Source organism: Exiguobacterium sp. s168, from assembly GCF_018619035.1.
In the GTDB taxonomy this organism is placed as follows: domain Bacteria; phylum Bacillota; class Bacilli; order Exiguobacteriales; family Exiguobacteriaceae; genus Exiguobacterium_A; species Exiguobacterium_A acetylicum.
Map to the genome: position 1 here is coordinate 1 of NZ_JACSNE010000040.1, position 18,474 is coordinate 18,474.

The 18,474-nt window shown below is 42.2% G+C and carries 18 protein-coding genes and 2 pseudogenes; 8 read left to right on the forward strand and 12 right to left on the reverse strand.

From position 1 onward, the window contains the following. The first annotated feature begins 859 nt into the window (after positions 1-859). The 4 genes from KNQ15_RS15895 (at position 860) to KNQ15_RS15910 (ending at position 5,901) form a co-directional block, all read left to right on the forward strand. Complete coding sequence (locus KNQ15_RS15895) at positions 860-2,530, forward strand: DUF6044 family protein (protein WP_251137726.1); 1,671 nt, start codon at positions 860-862, stop codon at positions 2,528-2,530. Between the two features lie 24 nt (positions 2,531-2,554). Next, a complete protein-coding gene (locus KNQ15_RS15900) occupies positions 2,555-3,511 on the forward strand; it encodes a glycosyltransferase family 2 protein (RefSeq protein ID WP_235609881.1) in 957 nt (318 codons plus the stop codon). Then, complete coding sequence (locus KNQ15_RS17065; RefSeq protein WP_047396116.1) at positions 3,511-3,885, forward strand: GtrA family protein; 375 nt, start codon at positions 3,511-3,513, stop codon at positions 3,883-3,885. The genes KNQ15_RS15900 and KNQ15_RS17065 overlap by 1 nt, the downstream gene beginning before the upstream one ends. 780 nt (positions 3,886-4,665) lie before the next feature. Further along, positions 4,666-5,901, forward strand: coding sequence for an MDR family MFS transporter (locus KNQ15_RS15910; protein WP_047395646.1), 1,236 nt, complete (start codon positions 4,666-4,668; stop codon positions 5,899-5,901). A gap of 216 nt (positions 5,902-6,117) precedes the next feature. Here KNQ15_RS15910 and KNQ15_RS15915 read toward each other — a convergent pair. The 3 genes and pseudogenes from KNQ15_RS15915 to KNQ15_RS15925 all read right to left on the reverse strand — a co-directional run. Further along, positions 6,118-6,276, reverse strand: a pseudogene (locus KNQ15_RS15915) (ATP-binding protein); the annotation flags it as partial. A gap of 154 nt (positions 6,277-6,430) precedes the next feature. Continuing rightward, the gene (locus KNQ15_RS15920) at positions 6,431-7,474 is read right to left on the reverse strand and encodes a Fic family protein (RefSeq protein WP_251137727.1); all 1,044 of its coding nucleotides are present in this window, start codon (positions 7,472-7,474) and stop codon (positions 6,431-6,433) included. 283 nt (positions 7,475-7,757) lie between these two features. After that, positions 7,758-8,597, reverse strand: coding sequence for a helix-turn-helix transcriptional regulator (locus KNQ15_RS15925; RefSeq protein WP_047395643.1), 840 nt, complete (start codon positions 8,595-8,597; stop codon positions 7,758-7,760). A 121-nt stretch (positions 8,598-8,718) separates the two neighbouring features. Here KNQ15_RS15925 and fabF point away from each other — a divergent pair, with 121 nt between their 5' ends. Beyond that, a complete protein-coding gene (gene fabF / locus KNQ15_RS15930; RefSeq protein ID WP_047395639.1) occupies positions 8,719-9,957 on the forward strand; it encodes a beta-ketoacyl-ACP synthase II in 1,239 nt (412 codons plus the stop codon). Between the two features lie 416 nt (positions 9,958-10,373). On the opposite strand, the gene KNQ15_RS15935 is transcribed toward fabF, so the two are convergent. The 5 genes from KNQ15_RS15935 to KNQ15_RS15955 form a co-directional block, all read right to left on the reverse strand. Continuing rightward, entirely contained in the window at positions 10,374-10,643 is a 270-nt protein-coding gene (locus KNQ15_RS15935; RefSeq protein ID WP_047395636.1) for a type II toxin-antitoxin system RelE family toxin, read from the reverse strand. Continuing rightward, entirely contained in the window at positions 10,640-10,864 is a 225-nt protein-coding gene (relB, locus tag KNQ15_RS15940; RefSeq protein ID WP_047395634.1) for a type II toxin-antitoxin system RelB family antitoxin, read from the reverse strand. The genes KNQ15_RS15935 and relB overlap by 4 nt, the downstream gene beginning before the upstream one ends. Positions 10,865-11,061: 197 nt before the next feature. Beyond that, positions 11,062-11,643, reverse strand: coding sequence for a CopD family protein (locus KNQ15_RS15945; RefSeq protein WP_335583434.1), 582 nt, complete (start codon positions 11,641-11,643; stop codon positions 11,062-11,064). A gap of 24 nt (positions 11,644-11,667) precedes the next feature. Further along, positions 11,668-12,159 carry a hypothetical protein gene (locus tag KNQ15_RS15950; protein ID WP_047395628.1) on the reverse strand — a complete coding sequence of 164 codons (492 nt, stop codon included), beginning with the start codon at positions 12,157-12,159 and terminating at the stop codon, positions 11,668-11,670. Further along, positions 12,156-12,644, reverse strand: coding sequence for a copper resistance CopC family protein (locus tag KNQ15_RS15955; RefSeq protein WP_047395625.1), 489 nt, complete (start codon positions 12,642-12,644; stop codon positions 12,156-12,158). Before KNQ15_RS15955 ends, KNQ15_RS15950 begins: the two co-directional genes overlap by 4 nt. A 191-nt stretch (positions 12,645-12,835) precedes the next feature. On the opposite strand from KNQ15_RS15955, the gene KNQ15_RS15960 reads away from it, so the two are divergent. From KNQ15_RS15960 to KNQ15_RS15970, 3 genes are read left to right on the forward strand one after another with little or no spacing between them, the layout of a single operon-like run. Then, complete coding sequence (locus tag KNQ15_RS15960; RefSeq protein ID WP_081780456.1) at positions 12,836-13,168, forward strand: ArsR/SmtB family transcription factor; 333 nt, start codon at positions 12,836-12,838, stop codon at positions 13,166-13,168. A gap of 2 nt (positions 13,169-13,170) precedes the next feature. Then, a complete protein-coding gene (locus KNQ15_RS15965) occupies positions 13,171-14,295 on the forward strand; it encodes a cation transporter (RefSeq protein ID WP_148662018.1) in 1,125 nt (374 codons plus the stop codon). Next, positions 14,195-14,707, forward strand: coding sequence for a P-type ATPase actuator domain-containing protein (locus KNQ15_RS15970; protein WP_071908767.1), 513 nt, complete (start codon positions 14,195-14,197; stop codon positions 14,705-14,707). Before KNQ15_RS15965 ends, KNQ15_RS15970 begins: the two co-directional genes overlap by 101 nt. Positions 14,708-14,907: 200 nt before the next feature. On the opposite strand, the gene KNQ15_RS15975 is transcribed toward KNQ15_RS15970, so the two are convergent. From KNQ15_RS15975 to KNQ15_RS16890, 4 genes and pseudogenes are all read right to left on the reverse strand, one after another. Continuing rightward, a complete protein-coding gene (locus KNQ15_RS15975) occupies positions 14,908-17,037 on the reverse strand; it encodes a heavy metal translocating P-type ATPase (RefSeq protein WP_214730047.1) in 2,130 nt (709 codons plus the stop codon). Then, complete coding sequence (locus KNQ15_RS15980) at positions 17,030-17,398, reverse strand: ArsR/SmtB family transcription factor (RefSeq protein WP_017474136.1); 369 nt, start codon at positions 17,396-17,398, stop codon at positions 17,030-17,032. Before KNQ15_RS15980 ends, KNQ15_RS15975 begins: the two co-directional genes overlap by 8 nt. A gap of 199 nt (positions 17,399-17,597) precedes the next feature. Next, positions 17,598-18,173 (reverse strand): recombinase family protein, encoded by a 576-nt coding sequence (locus tag KNQ15_RS15985; protein WP_017474137.1) that lies wholly within the window; start codon positions 18,171-18,173, stop codon positions 17,598-17,600. Positions 18,174-18,321: 148 nt separating this feature from the next. Next, positions 18,322-18,474: pseudogene (locus tag KNQ15_RS16890) on the reverse strand (IS30 family transposase); the annotation flags it as partial.

Sequence of the window (18,474 nt, forward strand, 5' to 3'; positions counted from 1 at the left end):
CTCATAACGAATCCTCCGTTGAATTTGGTGTGGTAACTCTATTCTACACGAGGTCGTTATGGGTTTTTTTTGTGTTTTCAGCTAGGTGTGGCACTTAATATTACAATTCGTCTAGAGAAAAAATGTAGTCGATCATGAAAAATAATTAGTTTTGTAAATAAGGAGTAATGTAGTGCCTATCTTTTTCTTAAATGGCACTGTAAATGCATATCTAACCAATGCAACCAGTCAGATGCACTTAACCAGCCAAGTTCATCATAATAAATCTTTTTTGAAGCATCTATAGTTTGAATATGCATTTTAACGCACTCCATTTGAGTAATTAATTATTTTGTGCTTTTTAGGAGAATAGCGTAATCCAGGTTACTTTCTAGTTCGATATTAAAATCATTTTTAAATTTACACGTACCTATGGAACTTCGTCATATAAAAAACAAAGTCTCCAAATCTTGTTCTCCTTTTCGAAGGCTGATGAAGTAAATTTAAGAACCCAAAAGCATCGTATCTTTTCTTAACAGAAATGGTACGATGCTTCTTTGTAGTTCCTCGATAGAATTAAAAAAATCTATAGTTAGTCATTCATAAAAGGGAAAAGTAGAAAAAGAAGAAGAGGTCTGGTCAAGATTGATTAATTCTTCTAATCTCCATTTAACTAATTTATTAATTGAATTAACTTTAATTCTGAAAAGTAAATTTAATAAATGTCACCTATTCTATTGTGATATAAGGTATCATTGGAAATAGTTTCTTAGGGAGTATATACCATAAAGAAAGTTATAAGAGGAAAAGAACAGGCAATTGATTTCTTGAAACTACTAACAAAAGAATTAAATCTTAAAGTAGATGAAGGAGAGGTATGATGAGAGAAAAAACTCGCATATTAATCGGGCTGCTACTAGCTTGCCTCTATATTTTACCGATGGTCTTACTGGGGGAACATGCACATGTCCGTATTCATGATAATCTAGACTCAAACATCACGTGGTATAAAACATTGGTCGATACCAATAGTATTTACGCAAGCCTTCATGCAAATGTTCCTGACTTATTGAATGGGGTCGTCTCGAGAAATGCTTTCGTCAGTGAGTTTACAGGTATCGTGTGGCTATATCAATGGTTCCCACCATTTACGGCATACGTGATCAGTCAAACGTTAGTCCGAATCTTTGCTTTCTTAGGAATGTACTTATTACTACGTGATTATGCGAAAGGGGTTATTCCTAAATCATATGCGCTGTGGGTAGCAGTTCTATTTTCTTGGACACCATTCTGGCCATCGGGCATGCTCAGCACGCTTGGGATGCCACTCTTATTGTGGGCTTATTGGAATATCTGGCATGGACGGAAAATAAAATCGAGTGCATTCGTATTGTTAGTGGTTCCGTTCTATTCGAGCTTCGTGCTAGGAATCGTTTTCTTTTTAGCAACGCTTGCCATTTACCATATGGTGAAGGAGATACGCGCACGTAGTTTTCATAGCCGTTTTTGGATCGCCTATGGCCTTCAGGTTCTTTTATACTTATTAATTGAATATCGACTGGTCTTCTCGATGCTGTGGGAAGAAGAGCCTACGAGTCGAAATGACTTCGAAACAGGGAATAACGGATTTTGGGCAAGTATTCGTTTATTTTTTAAGAATTTGGTGTTTGGTCATACACATGATCGCGCAGTACAATCGCCCATCATCCTCCTAACACTTCTGATTGTTGGATTTCTAGTATTTCGTCAAAAAGATCATGCAGCAAGACGAATTCGAACTTTGATGTGGTTTCTATTTGGACTATCGCTGTGGTATGCGTTTTGGTTTTATGAGGGGTGGAATCCGTTAAAGCAACATGTCTCTCTCATTAGAACTTTCAATTTCTCACGATTCCACTTCCTTCAACCGATGTTGTGGTATGCATTGTTTTACTTGATGCTCGACTGGCTATGGCGAACTGCCAAACGAAAATGGGTGACTTGTTTGCTCGTAGCCCAAACCCTTGTCTTGCTTGCATGGAATCCCGAGTTCCTTTATCGTCATCATCCATCCTATGAAGCGTTTTATGCGACTTCTCAGTTTTCTGACATTAAACGCTTCATCAACCAACCAACGAAAGACTATCAGGTCGCTTCTCTCGGATTGCACCCTGCGATCGCACAATACAATGGTATGCAAACCGTGGATGGTTATGTGAACTTTTATCCATTACGCTATAAAGCATCTTTCCGAAAGGTGATTGCTGGAGAATTGGATAAAAGTAAGCTATTACAACGTTATTTTGATTCGTGGGGAAATCGAGTCTATGTGTTTTCATCTGAACTCGGTAAGGAATACGAGTACACAAAGGAGCATCAAGTACCGGTTCGACATTTATCTATCAATACAGCACAGTTGAAGCAAATCGGTGCGACATATCTTTTGTCTGCTGTACCAATCAAAAATGCTGCAGCCATTGGATTGCAGTACGAAAAAACATTTGAAGATCAACATTCTGCTTGGAAGATTAGGTTATACCGTATCCAAGCTACTACAGAGAATACGAAGTAAGTTCATTTAAGGAGGAGTAATGGTATGACGATGACGACAATCCCTACGCTAGGCATAATTATACCGTGTTATAACGAGACGGAAGTATTACGCTTGACGGTCCATACGATGCACCGTTTCTTAACAGAGTGGCGAGAACGACACCTCATTTCTGAGGACTCCTTTGTCTTGTTCGTAGATGATGGAAGTCAGGATGATACCTGGGCCCAAATTGAAGATGTACACGCACAAGATGGTCGGTTTAGAGGATTAAAATTAGCACATAACGTAGGACATCAAAATGCTTTGTTCGCAGGTCTTGTCGAAGGACACACCGATGCGGATTGTGTTGTGTCAATGGATGCGGACCTTCAGGATGACGTAAAAGTGATTGAACAGTTTTTAAGTGAATTTGCGAAAGGGAATGATATCGTCTATGGGGTAAGAGAAAATCGTCAGACCGATAGCTGGTTTAAACGGTCGACTGCTCAAGGCTTTTATCGCTTCATCGACTGGTTGGGTGTAGAGACCATCTTCAATCATGCAGACTATCGTCTCATGAGCAAACGAGCTGTCGAAACACTTTGTGCACATCCGGAACGCAATCTCTTTTTGCGGGGGATGGTACCTTCGCTTGGTTTTCAAACAGCAGAAGTGACCTATACACGTCAATCACGTCCAGCAGGCGAATCAAAATATCCATTACGAAAGATGATGGCACTCGCATGGGATGGGGTGACCTCGTTTAGTGTTCGTCCGATTAAGTTGTTATTTTTAGTCTCACTATTCATGCTCATCGTCTCGATCGGTTTTGTCGGATATGCTCTTTATCGTAGATATGAAGGAGAAGCGATGGATGGGTGGACGTCTTTAATGATGTCGATCTGGTTCATCGGCGGACTTCAATTACTAGGTATTGGACTGATAGGAGAATACATCGGTAAAATCTATCAGGAAGTCAAACGACGTCCTCGTTATGTCGTCGAGAAAAAACGAGAATGATGACCTTTCTTCGTTTCTTATTAGTAGGAGTTCTTAATACGCTGGTTGGTCTGACGCTGACACTGATTTGTTTTCATGTCTTGCATACTGGTTATTGGGGAGCGACAGCGATCGGGAATGCATGTGGTGTTTGGGTCAGCTATATGCTAAATCGTCGCTTCACCTTTCGTCAAGAGGCTGGAGGATGGCCCTATTGGATACGTTTTTTGATCGTCGTTTCGATTAGCTATCTCATCGCTTATCGTCTTAGTTTATGGGGAGTGCATTACGTATTGCCAAATCTACAAGAGACTGGAGCAATTCTGATCGGTATGATTATCTATACGGGGTTAAATTATCTAGGTCAGTCTTATTGGGTATTTCGCAAATCATGATGATAAAACAAGCTATCTATAGAGGTAGCTTGTTTTTTTTATCCTCTCAATTGCACTTGCAAAAGCACAGTAGCAAATCAAAAGACTGACAAATGAATTTTCAAATTATAGAAATCAACCACTCAGATTAGAGTGAGGAAAGTCATTTACAATTTGATAAAATGACGCATTCAACGTATGCATCACATAGTTATATGGGTGGATATGCTATTTCTCATGTAATCGACCATGCCTATTCCTTATTCATCGACTCCCTTCAGTCCACCACATTAAATGATCGTTGATGAACGAATCCCAAAAGAAGAATGAAAGTAAAGTATCCGTGAAATCTAATTTACAGACTTAAATTTATTACAAACGACATCAATAAATCGCAATTTCTTCTTGTAGTAAATAATTCTGTTAAAAATAAGAAATTTTTATTTTTTAATTGGTCCGTTATTACTCCTTCTCGATAAAGTAAAAGTCTATGAACTTAAATGATAAGAAGCAGTTCCTGTCATGTAAAGACAGGAACTGCTTCTTATCGAACAATTATATCGTCGGTAATTCTAAAATTCTTAAGAAATAGAAAAAAGTAAGACAGAAAGATATGTCACTTCGTTTCAAAACAAACATACGTTCGTTTTACGTGACAATTTAAATAAAAGTGTCCTTACTTAATTTTCATAATATTAGTATAATCCATATCAAAATATAAGTCTATATCTTGATAACTATCTTCTCTATAGTAAAGCTACGAAAAGAAGACGCTATTCGTTAACTATGAGAGGAGTTATTATGAACAAAACTACATGGAATCCTAATGTGAAAGTCAGACTGATAGGAGAAGGCCTTTTCAATCTGCTATTTTGGATGTACTTTCCTTTTCTAACGGTCTATTTTGGTAAAGGACTAGGGTTACAGACTGCTGGATTAATAATGGCACTGCCCCCCTTAATAAGTATTGTCGGAAGTTTAACCGGAGGAAGCTTTGCGGATACGTTAGGGAGACGTCCTGTGATGCTGATCGGAACATTTTTGCAAATGACCATGTTTATTCTATTTGCTGTCTCTTCTTCTCCTTGGATTAATTATGTTGCCTTTATCGGAATTAATATAGGCGCAGCATTTTATCGTCCTGCTAGTTCAGCGATGATAGCGGACACAGTTCCAAAAGATGAATTGCGACAAGTGTATGCGACATTTATGACCGTGAACAATATTGGTGCCGTTTTAGGACCAATCATTGGAGCAGTCTTCTTTTTTCAACATCGTCAACTGTTATTGTGGACCTGTGCAATAGTTCTCTTTCTTTACTTCATAACGATCTATTTTATTGTTAGTGAAACCTTACCTGTCCGATCCAAGCAAAAAGATGTAACGACCCCACTTAAAAATGCGTTTCAGTCTAAGTGGTCTGGCTATCGACTTATTCTCAAAGATCGTATTTTTCTGCTATACGTAATTGCGGGAACCTGTTCACTCTTCCCAGTGATGCAACTCGATCTCTACTTACCAGTTTACGTGATAGACAATGTGCCTAAACAACCTCTCGTACCGCACTTGCTGGATTCTTTTCAGCTCACGAGCCAATCCATTTTTGGCTATCTGGTAAGCTTTAATGGTCTTTTGTTTGTCATCTTGATCCTTCCCGTAACGAATCGACTTAAAAATTGGTCAGAAAGACGTCTCTTCGTCGTTTCGACCTTACTTGCAGGAGGAGGTACATTTTTAGTCGGATGGAATAACAACATCTGGTTTTTGTTTGGTTGTACGCTCATCTTCACGTTAGGTGAGATCATGCGTACACCAGTCACGCAGAGTTTCATCGGTCATTATGCTCCAGAGGAGGCAAGAGGTCAGTATCTAGCTGCTGATAGTCTTCAAAACACACTTGGTAAGACGCTAGCACCTCTTGCTATCTACGCATCAGGATGGATCGCCCCGCTTGGTATCTTCACTATCATTCTCCTTTTTGCTATCATTGGAGCTTGTTTATATCTGCAATTATTTAGACTGTATTCTCCCACTTGACAATCAGGTTGATAATACAAAGTGTACGATTACAAATAAAATATTAATTTAGGCTTTAGAATGATTTCACGAAAATAATAATTACTATAGATAATTAATATCAGATAAATGCTATCTAAAATATCTTAAATCAGCATGAATGAGATGATTTCAACATTTCGCGACAATGAGTTGTCGACGTCAAGTAGAAATTGACGTTTTCTGCTCGATTGATATTTACACTTCTGTTGAAAATAAATTCTTACGATTTCTCATGCGATGACTGTCGTCATCGCTATGAATCACTTCGACACGATGTAAGAGACGGTCTAATATTGCAGTTGTGATTCCTTGATCACCAATTAGTTCGCCCCATTGATCCGGACTTTTACTAGAGTTCTAAATAAATTGAGCAAAAGTGTAAAGCGTCATCGAGCAAAAACCGTCAACTAAATTCTAGCGGTTACATACGTGTAAGTGAATTGGTATTGGAATCTTCTCGCATGATAAGTTATTTATTCTTCACGGATGTTCTTGATACCATGTAGTGTTATTGTTTCGTCCATTTCGCACTCCGACCAAGACCGGATGGGGCAATGATCCCCTCGTCACGTAAGTCACGCAATACGCGATTGATTGTCGCCTCACTGATGTCGGGACAAGCCTTCCTTACGTCTGCTTTCGTGAACGGTGTGATTCGTCCTTCAACGAAACGACGAATCCGATTGTTCTTGTTCTGACTACCCGTCGTGACCAATCCGACGCGATCTTCAAGCTCCTTATAAGCAGCAAGAATCGTGCTCAGCAAGTAGTTGATCCATGGAAACGGATCTTGTTGGTTTTGGTGCCAACGCACGGAAGAGAGACGGAGTGACTCATAATAATCTTCCTTCCGCGATTCGACGATCTTCTCAAGACTGATGTAGCGTCCGACCTCGAAGCCATACTGATAGAGCAGCAAAAGGGTCAACAATCGTGCCATTCGACCATTCCCGTCATTGAACGGATGAATGGATAGGAAATCGAGGACGAACAAGCTCGTCAGGATGAGCGGGTCGACGTCCTCTTGTTGCCGACGCTCTCGCAGGCTGTCGCATAACGCCTGCATCGCTGCCGGTGTCTCGAACGCAGGGACGGGGATGAAGCGAGTCCGGCGCGTGCCATCCGGGAACGTCTCACTAATCTCGTTGTCGACGTTCTTCCACCGCCCACCTTCGACGGGGACGAACTTATAGAGTTCCTTGTGGAGTTGCAACAGAATATTCGCATTGACCGGGATGTCCTCGGCTGAAGCGTTGATCAGGTTAAGTACGTCGCGGTAACCAGCAATCTCTGCTTCTGAACGGTCGGCAGGGTCGGCTGACTTTGACATGATGGTCTGAAGACGACTTTCCGTGACGATGATTCCTTCGATCGCATTCGAGGCTTTCGTCGACTGGATGACGGCGACATCGCGTAAGGTGTTAAGGATTTGAGGCGCTTGCTGTTTATAGAGATCCTGTTTGCCTTTATACTCATTGATCCGTCCAATCAAGCGGACGGTCTCCATCGGCAGGGCGAGCTCTTTGAGATAGGTATATGTATAGTCGCGCATTCGTCGAACTCCCTTCGCAAAATAGATCACTTTAGATTAAATATACTCATTTTTATATTATTTGACTATGTTTAAACTCATTATAATGTATTTAAAGTCGTTCAAACACATATAAACATAGTCAAATTATCATATTTAGACTATGTTTATTTATTTATGACCATGATTACTTGTCAATCCGAAAGTCGGACAATCCTGACTGATTTGAACGGAACAATCCTGACATGGAAAGCGTCTCATCGATTGCTTCCATATTTTTAGCAGTTTTTCACTTCATTTGAATTCATCGAACTAAAATCAATCGTTTCAGTTTTTCTTCTGTACCGGATTCCTCGACAGGTGTATAGATGCTACATCGCAAGTCGTCTTCTCCCTGCACTTGAAGAGAGGTCAGGTCGAATAGCATCTTACCGACTTTTCCGTGTCGGAATTCAATCAGGATTTCCGGAGCCTTACTGACCTGACTCTCCATCCAGAGTGATTTGAATTCAGGATACGTATCACTCATCTCCTGAATGAAGGACGTATACCATTCATCACCAGAGTATTGACCGTAGTATGCACGGAAAATGGACAAGAACCCTTTGGCGAAATGTTCCCAGTTCCCGGCAAGTACTTTGAATTCTTTCTGTGAGAACAAGAGGCGAATGAGGTTACGCTGTGATTCTGGAATGGTCGCGAAATCTACGAACACATGGGCCGCTGCCGGATTCCAGCCCACAATATGGCAGTAACGATCCGTGACGATCGTCGGACACGTCGTCAAGGCAGACAGAATTTTTTCGAGTGACGGACTGATGGTCGCAGGGGAAGCTTGGATTTTCCTACTGACGATCTGCGTCCCTAATGCTAAATCGTACAAATATTCGTGTTCATCCCTTTTCAGACATAACGCCTCGGCGATACAGTCCAGGACGCTTCTAGATACCTTGATATCCCGTCCTTGTTCTAGCCAGGTGTACCATGTCGTACTGACGCCTGCTAATTGAGCGACTTCCTCTCTTCTCAAGCCAGGTGTTCTTCTTCTTGATCCGGGCGGCAGCCCCACCGACTCCGGTTTGAGCTGTGCTCTTTTCGTCTTCAAAAAATAGGATAGGGCTTCTAATCGATTCGAGTCATCCATATGTTCTCCTCCTGACTTCTCTCCATCCAAGTATCATTGATAATAGGATAAATGAACACTTGTAATAGGATATATGACGACACGTATGATTATCTCATACTATTACGAGGAGTGAAGAAACATGGAGCGCGTAGTGATCACAGGAATGGGTGTCGTCTCACCAATCGGAAACGACGTGGAGTCCTTTTGGAATAATATGATTGCTGGAAATTCAGGCATCACGGAAATCGATACGTTTGATACGACTGATTTCAAAGTAAAGATTGCAGAGAGTGTAAAAAACTTTGATGCGGAAAAGGTGATTGGTAAAAAAGCCGCTCGTAACCTGGACCGCTTCGTCCAGTTCGCATTAGCGGCTGCTGATCAAGCCTGGAACGATTCAAAACTAGGAGAATCTGATCTGTGTCGGGAAAGACTTGCTGTATATGTGGGATCAGGTGTAGGGGGCATTGAAACGTTGATTGATGGTGTTCATGCTTTGCACCAAAAAGGTCCGAGACGGGTCAGTCCGAGTCTCGTACCTTCCATGATGTCTAACGCAGCAGCAGCTCAGATTAGCATCAAGTGGCAAGCGATGGGACCTTCCATGTCACCTGTATCCGCGTGTGCGATTGGAAACACGGCTATTGGTGAAGCATATCGACTCATTCGAATGGGAGAGGCTGATGCTGCATTCGCTGGTGGAACAGAAGCGGGTATCACTGAATTGTCTATAGCAAGCTTCGGTAATGCGACGGCATTGTCTACAAGAAACGAATCACCCGCTAAAGCGAGTCGTCCTTTTGACGCGACACGCGATGGTTTCGTGATGTCGGAGGGAGCAGGTATCTTGATACTAGAATCGTTATCGCACGCAAAGCAACGAGGTGCGTCCATCTATGCGGAAGTCGTCGGATACGGAGCAAGTTCCGATGCCTATCATATAGTAGCGACTCATCCAGAAGGTCAGGGAGCATACCTCGCTATGAAGCGGGCCGTTCAACAGGCAGGGATTGAGACGAATGACATCGATGTGATCAGTGCCCATGCGACGAGTACGATCGTCGGCGATCAGTCCGAGACACGTGCGATTAAAAAATTGTTTGCAGAACATGCGAACACACTCCCGGTGACGGCGAACAAATCAATGCTAGGTCACATGCTCGGTGCTGCCGGTGGAGCGGAAGCGATCGCGCTTGCGAAATGTTTACAGGAAGGAATCATTCCACCGACGATTAATCTTGAAGTCGATGATCCAACGTGTGACCTGGATTATGTAGCAGGAGGGGCTCGTTCGCTGGAGATGCAGTACGGACTATCCAATTCTTTCGGATTCGGTGGTCATAACGCCGCCATCGTCTTGAAAAAATATATGGATTAAGCATCAGAGTTTGGGTTCGGACAAGAGGACTCAATGAGTAAGTACTCGCTGAAAATGGATTGTATACATTTCGACGTCGAAATGTATACAATCTTTTTTGTGTATCCAATTCTTATTAAATGTTAGTGATTCGGAAACCTTCACTATTGCTGTGTCGTCATTCATCCAACGATTCATGACACGTTCTATCTATTTTACATAAAACGCGAATCATCAGTTCTAGTCAGAGTTTGCCTTAACTAGGACATCATGATCTTTATTTTAGTAATCCACCCTCTGAAGGAAGGTTTGAATCCACACCTAAAAAAATAACTGTATATGTTGTCATTCTAATTCTAGCTTTTTCATCATATCGTCAAAAGAGAAGGCTTTTGATTGATTATCATGTACTTCCTAAGATATGAGTTTTGGATGCTTTATTTATAGATATCCCGACGATGTCCAATCTCAAGAATCAATATCACGACTTTCTCATCCTGGATGTCAGCAATCAGACGATAATCACCGATGCGATACCGCCATTCACCCGAGCGATTCGAGACCAGTCCTTTTCCATGACGACGCGGATCATCCGTCCCGACCAGATTCTTCTTGATCCAGGACATGATGATCCGCGCTTGTTGAGGATCCATCTTCTTGAGAGACTTTTGAGCTCCGCGCTCAAACTCTACCGTAAATGCTGTCATTCTAAATCAAGTTCCTTCATCATATCGTCGAAAGAGATCGCTTCTGATTTTTTACGGTGTGCTGCTATCGAATCATGATAGAGTTGTAAATCGATTTCGTCTTCGATGCGGTCGAGGACGGCATCGCGAACGAGTGTAGAAATCGTGATGTTTTTTGCCTTCGCATATTCTTTGATGAGTCGTGTATCCTGGTCATCCAGACGTACGGAAATGGTACTCATGATTATCAGCTCCTTTGTAATACATTGTAATACATATTCCAGTAGTAGTCTAGAAATGGCACCGATTTAAAATAGGATTGAACCTGTTATAACTAGTATGAAAATGATGAATAAGTATGAAAAAAGAAAGGCTGCTGTATCGCGTGCCTTTCTTTTTGTATAAGACGTCGCACACGCTGAAATGCTCATGTGGAGGATCATAAATACACGGAAATACTATACAACGCTGCGAAAAATAATGAGATCGAGACGCCTAATCCAAGATAGAGGGTCTTGATGGAGTCTTGGGTTGATCGGATGACGTACACCAACAATCCCACGAAAAGGAGGCTGATTGCCATCAAGAAGAGGGATATCATGGTCGGCTCGAACCGGATATCAGAATAGGTGAAACGCAAGCTAGGGAAAAGAAACCCTGACAGTGGACCAGCCCCGCTGGATTGAAGAGTATCCTTGATCGAGTGAGGGGGTTCCTGTTGACCGAGCCACGCAGTCGCTGTGAAGAGAAGCAGGATCAAGATGCCTTCCATGCGCATCCGCATCCGTCGGACTTCAAACGATCGTTCAGGAGACGCGTAACTCCACTTCCCGTTCATGATACCGATGATCAGCACGGATAGAATCAGGACGTGTTTCCAGAGTAAGGCTTGTCCATACGGTAAAATCCAGGAATCGGAATACTCCTCTACCTGCACGACGACAGACATCAGATAGATGCCGGAACCGACGATCAGTAAGAAACATAGCGTCACGAGTGGTTTGAACCATTCGAGGAAGATGCCCCAGTTACGGTCTGATGGACTCTAAAAGCCGAGTATGAGCAATCCACCGGTCCAGATGAAGACGGCGAGTGCGTGAATAGAATGTACGAGCATGCCTTCTGCCCCTTTGATGCTAGAGGCGTGCCCGGACCACGCGAACGTAACGACCATCGCCATAACAAGGAATACCCCTAGTTTTATACGTCCAGGACTGAGTGATGCACGATTGATGACGATGAGAAGGAGTACACTCCAGAGAGCCATCAGAATCCAAGCGTTCCCTGCCTCGAATGTAAGTAACACGGATCGCAGTGTTATCCAAAAACCGATCTCTTCATATAAATACAGTACGATTCGTAAGACGGACAGGGAAAAGGATAACAGCATCAGCACGATGAGCATACGAACCCAGCGGATTGAAAGCGATACGTCAGGTCGGTAAGAACGAGGGATGAGCTGGACGGAAAAGAAACCGATCAACAGCGCAAGACAACCGTAGAGGAGCGTATCGCCGATCAGATAGAGCGCGGTCATCGCTTCCGCCCCTTCAGGATAATCTGGTAGAAACCATACAACGCCAAGACGAACAAGCCTCCGGCAATCCAGAAGGGAAATCTGCCATCTTCCGTCGTGCGAGTAGTGACCTGAGAAGGTGCTACTTTTTTCGTTTCCTTTTGAACAGATGATGTCTCCTCTTCTGGTTCGGACGTAGTATTACTTGATACGACAGTGAATGTATATGTACCATTGATCGGATGTCCATCTGTCCCTATGATTTTCCAATCGACCTGGTATTTCCCTGGCGCCATGGGACGGTCAAGTGTCAAAATCATCCGTTCGCTTTCTTGAGTGAACGTCCCCTCAAGGTTGTCGGAAGCATCCACGGCGGATACTTGAAGACTACCGCCAGCCTCGATCTCGGATTCAAAACGGAGGGTCAGTTTGTCAGTTGGTTGAACAGTCGGATTCGCTCCCGGAGTGGAAGATTCCAGCCCGGTATGTGCGGAGGGAACCACCATAATGCGCCCGTAAGCAACAAAAGGAGAAAGCTTTTTTGATACATCGTGTCAACTCCTTCATGTGTAGGTATGTATGGTCGAAAAGATAAGGAAGAAAATCCAGTCCATTATTTTTTTGACGCTTACATTAGGAAATGCTAATATGATGATAACATATTAGCGGATTCGAATATGAAAAAGGAGTGAACATTTTGGAACAATTACTGGAACCATTGGACTTAAAGGTAAGGGTCGTACATGGTTTTTCTAATAAGACACGATTGCAGATCTTAGAATGTATCCGTGACGGAGAGAAAACCGTCACGGAAATCGTCGAAGCGATTCAAGGAAATCAGTCCAACGTCTCGCAACACTTGGCGTGTCTAAAAGGATGCGGATTGATTCAAAAACGGACACAAGGGAAGTTCGGGTACTACTCGTTGCGAAACGATACCGTACGAGAATTATTGCGACTGTTTGGAGAACTGACGTTAGAAATCGGTCAGGAATCTGCTTGTTGTGAACATCACATCGAGGAGGCGTAAAGATGGCAAGTTCCTGTTGTAACAATGACTCTTCGAAGGAGAGCGCTCCAAAAGAAGGGAAGAACGCTTCTTTACCGACAACGACGTGCTGTACCTCGAGCGCAGACACGCAACGTGGAAAGGCGGATCAGACAAGGTGTTGTACGACCTCCGAATTAGCGGGTACGTCGTTACAAACGGAACCTTCTGAGTCTCCGCCTAACGATACGGAGACATGCTGTAGTAAGGTGCCACTGGAGAAGGTGAATCCGGACGATGCGTCATGTTGCGCCTCGAGTAGCCCTGGATCAGCATCGAACCTCGCTACTCGTGCGACGTATACCTACCGAATAGAAGGGATGGATTGTCCCTCTTGCGCCGCGACGCTAGAGAAGGGGTTGGCGACGATACCGGAGTACCAGCACGTGTCCGTCCAATATGGTGCTGCTCGTCTGAAGATCGACAGTGAAGAAGAACCAGATGATCGTCGTTTAGGGGAGGAAGTCCGAAAATTAGGATTCCATCTCATCCTTCCCGATAAATCAGATCAGCTCGTCCAAACATTCACCGTTTCCGGGATGGACTGTAGTAGCTGTGCTAAGACGATCGAACAACACTTTCAAAAGATGCAAAATGTCCAGACCGTCACAGTTTCGTTTGCCCGTGGGGAGATGGAAATCGACCATCAGCTGGATGCTCGACAAGTCCAAAGCGAGCTGAACAAGATCGGTTTCGATGGATACGTCAAGGGAAAGAAAACGTCCGAGGCACCGGTCCGGTCGTTCGAGGGGATCTCCTTGATCCTGTCCGGGATTTTGATTGGTCTGGGATTGCTCATCCAAACGAGCGGAGTAGCGTATCTTCCGAATGTTTTGTACGGTATCGCCTTGATCCTCAGTGGGGGGAGAGTTTTCCGGAGTGCCTATTATGCCGTCCGTGCCCGCTCACTCGACATGAACGTATTGATGCGTAGCAGCCATCGGTGCCGCATGTATCGGGGAGTGGATCGAGGGAGCGACCGTCGTCTTCCTCTTTGCCATCGGCAATTTGCTTCAGAATCGCTCCCTTGCGCGGACGCGCAATTCCATTCAGAAACTGATCGAACTGTCTCCGAAGGAAGCCTTCGTGCTGACGGACGGGGACGTTAGACGTAAACCGGTGGAAGCGGTGCGAGTCGGAGAAATCCTCCGGATTCGACCAGGTGATCAGGTTGCACTGGACGGCACGATCCTGAACGGGACGACGACCATCAATCAAGCACCGATCACGGGCGAATCGATTCCTGTCGATAAGAAGGAAGGCGATCACGTATTTGCCGGAACGCTCAACATGGATCGTTCGTTCGACATGATCGTCGAGAAGACGTATCAAGAGACGACGCTTGCGCACATCATTGAACTGGTCGAGGAAGCGCAGGATAATAAAGCACCGAGTGAAGCGTTCATCGATCGTTTCGCGAAAGTGTATACACCGTTCGTCTTCCTAGGTGCATTGTTGCTGATGATCGTCCCACCTTTACTCCAACTTGGTAGTTGGGGAGAGTGGTTCTATAAGGGGTAGCGTCAGGAAAATGCGGATTTACAATGCTAAGGAAATTCCCATACTAAAAAGCCAAATTTCTCAACATCAATTGAGAAATTTGGCTTTTTCCGTTGCTCAGTTAAAGCGTCCTTTAGTTGTATATTTCCTGTTAATATCCCTTTTGAAGCATAACATTGTTTTCAATGATCGCACCCGATAGTTGACGCCCATTTTAGAACCTATTCTTTGATTTTCAATAAGCGTAAACTGTTTAATGTTACAAGTAAAGTTGCTCCCATATCAGCAAATATAGCTATCCAAAGTGTTAACCAACCGGGCATGACCAAAAGTAATGCCACTAATTTAATCGCCAAAGAGAAGGTAATGTTTTGCTTGATGATTGCTAAAGCCTTACGGCTTAATTTTATTGTATATGGCAATTTACTCAAATCATCAGACATTAAGGCGATGTCAGCCGTTTCTAAAGCTGTATCAGTTCCAGCACCACCCATTGCTACACCAACGGTAGATGCCGCAAGGGCTGGAGCATCATTCACGCCATCTCCGACCATCCCCACACTTTGATGTTTTTCTCGAAGTTCTTTAATAAAATTAAGCTTATCTTCTGGAAGTAAGTCAGCTTTAATATCCGAAACACCAACTTGTTTTCCGATGGCTGTTGCCGTTCTTTGGTTATCGCCTGTTAGCATCACTGTTTCGATTCCCATATTGTTCAACTTGCCGATAACTTCTTTAGACGATTCCCTCATTTCATCGGCTACGGCAATAAACGAAAGAATTTCTTTTTCTGTTCCTAACACCATCACCGTTTTACCTTGAGTTTGCATATCGGCAATTTTTTCTTTCCTATCGCTTGAAATGCTTCCGTGTAATTCCTCAAAAAGATTTGGACTTCCCACATAATACATTTCATTATTTATTTTGGCTTTAACGCCTTTACCTGTAATGGATTGAAAATCCTCTACTGTTACTTCGTTGAATTTTAATCCATTTTCTTCTGCTTTTCTCATAATCGCTGAAGCAAGAGGGTGCTGTGATCCTTTTTCAATGGCTGCTGTTATGGTCATTAATTCATTTTCATTTCTACCATATGTCACAATGTCTGTTACAGCAGGAATCCCTTTGGTTAATGTTCCTGTTTTATCAAAGGCTATCGCTTTTAAGTGTCCTGCTTCTTCTAAATGGATACCACCTTTAATTAAAACACCATTTTTCGCTGCATTTCCTATTGCTGTAACCACAGCAACTGGAGTTGAGACTACTAAGGCACAAGGACAACCAACCACTAATACAGCTAAGCCTTGATAAATCCATTGGCTCCAGTCTCCGCCAAATAATGGTGGAACTACCGCAATTAAAAGAGCTAGTATGACAATAGCTGGTGTATAGTATTTTGCAAATTTATCGACAAACGCTTGAGAAGGGGCCCGTTCTGCTTGGGCTTCTTCTACCAAGTGAATGATTTTTGAAAGAGTAGTATCTTCAACTCGTTTTGTTACTTTAACCTCAAGTAACCCTTCTTCATTCAAGGTTCCTGCAAATACTTCATCATTTGTGGTTTTCGTTACTGGAACACTTTCACCTGTAATCGCAGCCTGATTTAATGTCGATGTACCTTTAACCACTATTCCATCCATTGCTAACTTTTGACCGGGCTTAACAATCATGATGTCTCCAACTTGAATATCATCAACATGAATCATCATTTCTTCATTGCCTCGTCGAATTAACGCTTCTTTTGGGGCAATATCCATTAAAGATTCAATAGATTGACGTGCTTTATCCATTGAATAACGCTCTAATGCTTCACTAATCGCAAATAGGATAACAACGGTTGCCCCTTCACCCCATTCACCAATGATTGCAGCTCCTATAATTGCAATAGTCATAAGCGTATTCATATCGAAATTTAATCTGCTTAGATTTTTGAGACCTTTAATGAATAACGAATATCCACCGATTAAAATGGACGCTGCATAACCAATTGTCGGTAGAACATGCTCTTCACCATACTGCTCTCCTAAGAACCAGCTAACTACAAGTAAAAGAGCTGATACATATACCTTAATGTTTTCTTTCTGCTTCCAAAAAGGTTCTCGTTCTACCCTTTGTTCTTTTTCATCTCGAATTTTTAAATTTTCAAATGCTCCTGCTTTTTCTAATTCTTCAATGGTTGTCGTCCCTTTAACATAAACTTTAGATGCTCCGAAATTTACTTTCGCATCCTGAACACCGGGAAGTTCTTTAACATTATTTTCAAAAATGGCTGCACAGTTAGTACAAGTAAATCCTTGAACACGATAGGCTTTCATTTCTTCTTCAGACAGTTTTGCTTTCCCACTAGACATTGATCTTCACCTCTTTCTTATGTGCCAATGCAATCATCATAATTTGTCTGATATGCTCATCATCTAATGAATAAAATGCAAGTTTTCCCTCTTTTCGAAACTTAACAATCCCTTGCTTATGGAGCGTTCGCAGGTGATGAGAGGCATTTGCAACCGTAACACCTATAATATTTGCTATATCACACACACACAGTTCGTCATCTTGACATAAAGCATAGGTAATTTTTGCTCTATTTTCATCTGCAATAGCTTTTAACATTTGGGCAACACTAGAAATATCTACTGTCTGTAAATTACCTTGTATTCGATTGACCTTTTCTTCGTCATAACAATAAATTTCACAAGTATCTTTCTTAATCACATTCTCACCCCAATATCATTCAAGTGTTTATTTGAATATAGTATAACCATTTTTAATAATTCATTCAAGTGTTTTTTTGAATGAGTAAAAAATTCATAAAAAAAGAATTGGAGTACCCAATTCTAATAACAAAATAACCAAACTGCATAAGACTTTAAGTACATAACATTATCTGGCCAATTAATGGAATAGGACTGAACTATTTGTTCTCTTCCGATAGCTTTCTATATAATGAAGCCCTAGACACATTTGTAATTTCACAAATTTGATTTACAGTCATATTTCCTTCTTTATATAGCTTTACTGCATAATTCATTCCCGCATGATTTTTATGATATTTCTTTATCCGACCTTTAAACTTTCCTTCTTTCTTAGCCAGCTCAATCCCTTCACGTTGACGCATACGGATAAGATCTCTCTCTAACTGGTTAACACCAGCCATTACTGTAATTAAGAATTGGCTGTATGGATTATCCTCTGATAAATCTAGCCATGTATCCTTGAGTGATTTTAAGCTGGCTTTTTTCCTTCGTATGTAATCGATCAATTCAAATAAATCTTGTGTACTACGAGTAATTCGAGTTAAATCTGTAACATAAATGGTGTCACCATCTTGTAAGTCCTCTAACATTTTTTGAAGTTGCTCACGTTCCTTCGTTGCCCCAGAAACTTTTTCTTCGTATATAATATCCATTCCGAATTCGCTTAGCTGCTGAAATTGTCTTGAAGGGTTTTGACTAGTTGAACTGACACGTACATAACCAATTTTCCGCAAAATATCACCTCACTTTTGAGACAAGTCTTATGAGACGCTAGATCACAGCAATCCACTTCAAAATAAATGACTTGATGAAGTCACTTCAGATCATAGAAAAGATGCTGTCTTAGGACATCCTCTCTTCTTTTTTTAGGTTGACGGTTTGTCAAATTAAGCGCAACACTTCTTCGGAAAAGACCTCGTATGCAGTTTTCCAATCCAAACACTTCCTTGGTCGATTGTTGATTCTAGAAAGTGCGTAATCTAATTCTGTCTTGTTGATCATTCCGAAGTTGGTTCCCTTTGGGAAGAACTCACG